A 6,000-nucleotide genomic window follows, 5' to 3' on the forward strand; every position below is an offset into this window, starting at 1 on the left:
GGGCGGGTGTCAACCCACCAATCGATGCCGTCTGAAAACGCAAACGCCTGTCTGAAAAAACGTTTCAGCCGCAGGGCAGGTTCACACCCGCCCTGCAAACGGAAGCACCGTCTGCAAATAACAGCACCCTCTGCCGGGCATAAATGCCGGCCCTCCCCCGCGCATCCCTACCGCCTTTCCCCGAGCTTTGGTACACTGCCGCTGCGGGCGGAACATCCGTCCCGTTCTGTTTTCAGACGGCCTGCACGCCGTCTGAATGCCTGTCTGAAAACACGGCGGCATTGCATTCGAATCTGCGGCACGGTTCCGCCCTGCCCATTTGCGGTTCCGCCATCAAAACAGCCGTCAACACCAAGGAGAAACACCATGTTCCACTTCGCCCATTCCGCCCAAACCCCTTTGCGCCAGGCCGTTACCGATGCCTACCGCCGCGACGAAACCGAGGCCGTGCAGGATATGCTCCAGCGCGCGCAGATGAGCGATGCCGAACAACGAACGGCGGCGGATTTGGCGCGGCGGCTGGTGGCGCAGGTGCGCGAAAACCGCACGAAATCGAGCGGGGTGGACGCGCTGATGCACGAATTTTCACTGTCGAGCGAAGAGGGCGTGGCCTTGATGTGTTTGGCCGAAGCCCTGCTGCGCATTCCCGATAACGCCACGCGCAACAAGCTGATTGCCGACAAACTTTCGGACGGCAACTGGAAAAGCCATCTGAACAACAGCCCGAGCCTGTTTGTGAACGCCGCGGCGTGGGGACTGCTGATTACGGGCAAGCTGACGGCGCAAACCAGCGAGCAGACGCTGGGCGCAAGCCTCACGCGGGTGTTGGGCAAAGGCGGCGAGCCGCTTATCCGCAAGGGCGTGGATTACGCGATGCGGATGCTGGGCAAACAGTTCGTTACGGGGCAGACCATCGAAGAGGCGCTGCAAAACGGCAAGGAGCGCGAAAAATCGGGCTACCGTTTTTCGTTCGACATGCTGGGCGAGGCGGCGATGACGCAGGCCGATGCCGACCGCTACTATCAGGATTATGTGGACGCCATCCACGCCATCGGCAAAGACGCGCAAAACGCGGGCGTGTACGAGGGCAACGGCATTTCGGTGAAACTGTCGGCCATCCATCCGCGCTATTTCCGCGCCCAGCACGAACGTGTGATGAACGAGCTGCTGCCGCGTCTGAAAGAACTTTTTCTCTTGGCGAAACAATACAACATCGGCCTGAATATCGATGCCGAAGAAGCCAACCGCTTGGAGCTGTCGCTGGATTTGATGGAACAGCTGGTGTCCGACCCCGATTTGGCGGGCTTTAACGGCATCGGTTTCGTGGTGCAGGCCTATCAGAAGCGTTGCCCGTTCGTGATTGATTATTTGGTGGACTTGGCGCGGCGCAACAATCAGAAGCTGATGATTCGTTTGGTGAAAGGCGCGTATTGGGACAGCGAAATCAAATGGGCGCAGGTGGACGGTATGGACGGCTACCCCGTGTACACCCGCAAGGTGCACACCGACATTTCCTACCTGGCCTGCGCGCGCAAACTGCTGGACGCGCAAGACGCGGTGTTCCCCCAATTCGCCACGCACAACGCCTACACGCTGACGGCGGTGTACCAGATGGGCGAAGGCAAGGAATTTGAATTCCAATGCCTGCACGGCATGGGCGAAACGCTGTACGACCAAGTGGTCGGCGCGCAAAACCTGGGCCGCCGCGTGCGCATCTACGCCCCCGTCGGCACGCACGAAACCCTGCTGGCCTATCTGGTGCGCCGCCTGCTGGAAAACGGCGCGAACTCGTCGTTCGTGAACCAAATCGTCGACGAAAAAATCGGCATCGACGAGCTGATCCGCAGCCCGTTCGACACCGTCGCCCAACAGGGCATCCGCCTGCACGGCGCGCTGCCGCTGCCGCGCAACCTCTACGGCGAAGGCCGTCTGAATTCGCAGGGCACGGATTTGAGCAACGAAAACGTGCTGCACCATCTTCAGACAGGCATGAACGAAGCCGCCGCGCAAACGTTTGAAGCCGCGTCAATCATTAACGGCGAAAGCCGCCCCGTTCAGACGGCCTCCGATGTAAAAAACCCCGCCGACCACGCCGATATTGTCGGTACGGTGTCGTTCGCCGATGCGGAATTGGTGCGCGAAGCCGTGGCCGCCGCCGTGGCCGCGCAGCCGAAATGGGCCGCCACACCCGCTGCCGAACGCGCCGCCTGCCTGCGCCGTTTCGCCGATCTGCTGGAAGAGCACACGCCTGCGCTGATGATGCTGGCGGTGCGCGAAGCGGGCAAAACCCTGCAAAACGCCATCGCCGAAGTGCGCGAAGCGGTCGATTTCTGCCGCTACTACGCCGACGAAGCCGAGCAGACGCTGCCCGCCGGCGCGCAGGGTGCGGGCGTGATGGCCGCCGTCAGCCCGTGGAATTTCCCGCTGGCGATTTTCGTGGGCGAAGTCGTTGCCGCGCTGGCCGCGGGCAACAGCGTGGTCGCCAAGCCCGCCGAACAGACCGGCCTGATTGCGCATTACGCCGTTACCCTGCTGCACCGCGCGGGCGTGCCGTCTGAAAACCTGCAACTCGTGCTCGGCGCGGGCGACATCGGTGCGGCACTCACCGGCGACGAGCGCATCGGCGGCGTGATTTTCACGGGTTCGACCGAAGTCGCCCGCCTCATCAACCAAACGCTGGCCAAACGCGCCGACAATCCCGTGCTCATCGCCGAAACGGGCGGCCAGAACGCGATGATTGTGGATTCCACCGCCCTGCCCGAGCAAGTCGTCGCCGACGTGCTCAATTCCGCCTTCGACAGCGCGGGGCAGCGCTGTTCCGCACTGCGGATTCTCTGTTTGCAGGAAGACATCGCCGACCATTTCACCGCCATGATCAAAGGCGCGATGGACGAACTGCGCGTGGGCAACCCGCTGCATCTGTCCACCGACGTCGGCCCCGTCATCGACGCCGAAGCGCAGGGCAACCTGTCGGCGCACATCGAAAAAATGAAAGGCCTGGCCAAATCGTTCCACGAAGCAGGCCTGTCTGAAAACGCGGGCAACGGCACATTCATCGCCCCGGTCATGTTCGAACTGAACAACCTCGACGACTTGCAGCGCGAAGTGTTCGGCCCCGTGCTGCACGTCGTGCGCTACCGTTCGGACAGCCTCGACGCGCTCATCGACCGAATCAACGCCAAAGGCTACGCCCTCACCCACGGCATCCACAGCCGCATCGACGGCACGGTGGAACACATCAAGAGCCGCATCGAAGCGGGCAACGTTTACGTGAACCGCAACATCGTCGGCGCCGTCGTCGGCGTCCAGCCCTTCGGCGGCCACGGACTCTCCGGTACCGGCCCCAAAGCAGGCGGCCCGTTCTACCTGCAACGCCTGTGCCGTCTCGACAAATGGAAAATGCCGACGCTCAGCCGCATCGGCCAGGCCGACGAAGCCGCGCTGGCCAAAGCCCAAAGCGTGCTGCAAAGCCTCGCCCTGCCGCAGGAAAGCATCATGGCGCTGGCCGCCAAACTCGGCCAGGCGCGCATCCGCACCCTGCGCAACGCCGAAACCGTGCTGCCCGGCCCTACGGGCGAACGCAACGCCCTGAGCTGGCACGCCCCCGAACGCGTCTGGCTGCACGGCGGCGACATTCAGACGGCCTTCGCCGCCCTGATCGAACTGGCCGCATCCGGCATCAAAGCCGTCATCGAACCCGATTCGCCGCTCGCCGCCCACGCCGACGCACTGCAAGGCCTGGCCGAAATCCACCGCCGCCCCGAAACCGCCGGCATCCGCCACGTCGCCGCCCTCACCCCGCTAACCGACGAATACCGCCAATCGCTCGCCCAACAAGACGGCGCCCTCATCAAAATCCTACCGTCCGAAAACGGCTTGGACATCATGCAGGTGTTCGAAGAAGTTTCGTGCAGCACCAACACCACCGCAGCAGGCGGGAATGCAAGTTTGATGGCGGTGTCGGATTTGTAGCCCGCCGACGAGACAAGCAGACAACGCTCCCCATTGCCTCGTCATAGATAAGATCAGATTTGCAACCCGCCGCAACTGCCAGACAAAGGCCGTCTGAAAAATTTCAGACGGCCTTTGCCATCCCCGACAACCCCGTAGGTACGGTTAGCCGTCCAAAGACGGCGTAACCGTACAAACGCAAACATTTCCCAACCGCAAACCTGTTTTCAGACGGCATCCGCTTATCCCTCTGCGTACGGCTACGCCCGACGGGCAGGCTAACCACATACCTACGGGACTTTAAAATGTGATGCTCGTCGGCAAATTTAATGCTGAATCAGCCGTCATTCCCGCGCAGGCGGGAATCCAGTGGTTTGAATTTCAGCATCCTTTGTAAAACAACCGTTTCCGCACATTCCGCTCCGGATGCTCACCCGCGCGGAAATAATTAAGATAGCGGTTAAGATAGATTCAGGAAAATGAAAGGCCGTCTGAAAACTTTCAGACGGCCTTTGCCATCCCCGACAACCCCGTAGGTACGGTTAGCCGTCCAAAGACGGTGTGACCGTACAAACACAAACATTCCCCAACCGCAAACCTGTTTTCAGAAGGCATCCGCTATCCCTCTGCGTACAGTTACGCCCGACGGGCAGGCTAACCATACCTACGGGACTTTAAAATGTGATGCTCGTCGGCAAATTTAATGCTGAATCAACCGTCATTCCCGCGCAGACGGGAATCCAGAGAATTGGAGTTCCGGCATCCATTGAAAAAACAACCATTTCTGAACATTCAGTTCCGGATTCCCGCCTGCACGGGAATGACGGGGAGACGAAATTGTAATAAAACCATCGGCATAACAAAGCCCGATACCGTCTGAAAACTCTTCAGACGGCCTTTTGCGAATGATCTGCAAACTTCTGCGGCTGTGTTATTGCCGACTTTTACCAAACCAAAGCCATTCGAAAATTTATTTTCAGACGGCATGAAAACTTTAACCGTAATTGTTAATCTAAGTTAGGGTTAAACCTGTTTTAATCATTGCCAGCAAAGGAAAACCATGAAACCTTCGATTACGTTTACACTGATTTGCACCGCCCTGCTCGGTTTGGGTGCCTGCCAAAAAGAAGAAGCGCCGGCGCAGCAGGCGGCGGAGCAGAACCAGTCTGCGCCCGCCCAACCTGCTGCCAACCAGCAGTCGGGCAATGCCACATCGGGTGAGGATTTGATGCGTAAGGAAGCCCCCGCGCAACCGGCCCAAGGCTCTAAAATCCAGGCCATCCAGAGCAAGCCTTACAACAACTCTACCGTGCACCTGACCAAAGCCAAAGTGGTCGGCCCGATTCTGACCGTGGAATTTGTATTCGAACCGGAACGCAAGCCCAGTGGCGATTATGAATATCTCAGCACTTACAATGCCAGATTGGCCGATTTGTCATATATCGACGAAACCTCGGCACAGAAAGTCGGCCTGCTGCAAGACGAAAGCGGCAAATTTTCCGCTTCCCCGACAAGCAACGACGGTAAGGAACTGTTCATGAGCGGCGGCAGCAGAATGACTACCGTTACCCTGAAATACCCCGCGCCGCCCGCCAATACACAAACCATCAGCATCGACCTGCCCGAAGTCGGCTCGTTCGACAGCATCCCCGTTACCCGCTGATGCAGAGGCCGTCTGAAAACACGGCAAGCGTCCATCCGCGCATCGCGGTGTTTCGGATCTTACGCGCAGGCCGATGCAGAAAGGCTTAGCCCGGCATTGATGCCCGACGGCGGCGGTAGGTTTTTACAGGCTTTGCCGCATTTTCAGACGGACTAAACGTTTCCAGTCCTCTTTCCGAAGCGGCAACGGAGCACCATCGAAAGGCCGGTACCGCAATACCGGAAACCGTGTTCCCGACGCTTGCGGTTCCGGCCGTATCCGCCGGCAGGCGGGCATCACCCGGCGGTACCGGCACGGTTTCGTCAGGCTTCATACCCGCCCCGCGAACCGCCTTTTCCAACCGACCAACGGAAAAACCCGACATGACCCCGAAAACCCTGTTCCCG

The 6,000-nt window shown here is 59.6% G+C and carries 2 protein-coding genes; both read left to right on the plus strand.

Annotated elements, in window-relative coordinates:
• Positions 1-366 precede the first annotated feature (366 nt).
• The gene (gene putA, locus ACEYDX_RS04395; protein WP_373740816.1) at positions 367-3,972 is read left to right on the plus strand and encodes a bifunctional proline dehydrogenase/L-glutamate gamma-semialdehyde dehydrogenase PutA; all 3,606 of its coding nucleotides are present in this window, start codon (positions 367-369) and stop codon (positions 3,970-3,972) included.
• Positions 3,973-5,011: 1,039 nt separating this feature from the next.
• A complete protein-coding gene (locus ACEYDX_RS04400) occupies positions 5,012-5,614 on the plus strand; it encodes a phosphoribosylglycinamide synthetase (RefSeq protein ID WP_373740817.1) in 603 nt (200 codons plus the stop codon).
• Positions 5,615-6,000 lie beyond the last annotated feature (386 nt).

Origin of the sequence: Neisseria sp., assembly GCF_041804105.1 — a bacterium.
GTDB lineage: Bacteria > Pseudomonadota > Gammaproteobacteria > Burkholderiales > Neisseriaceae > Neisseria.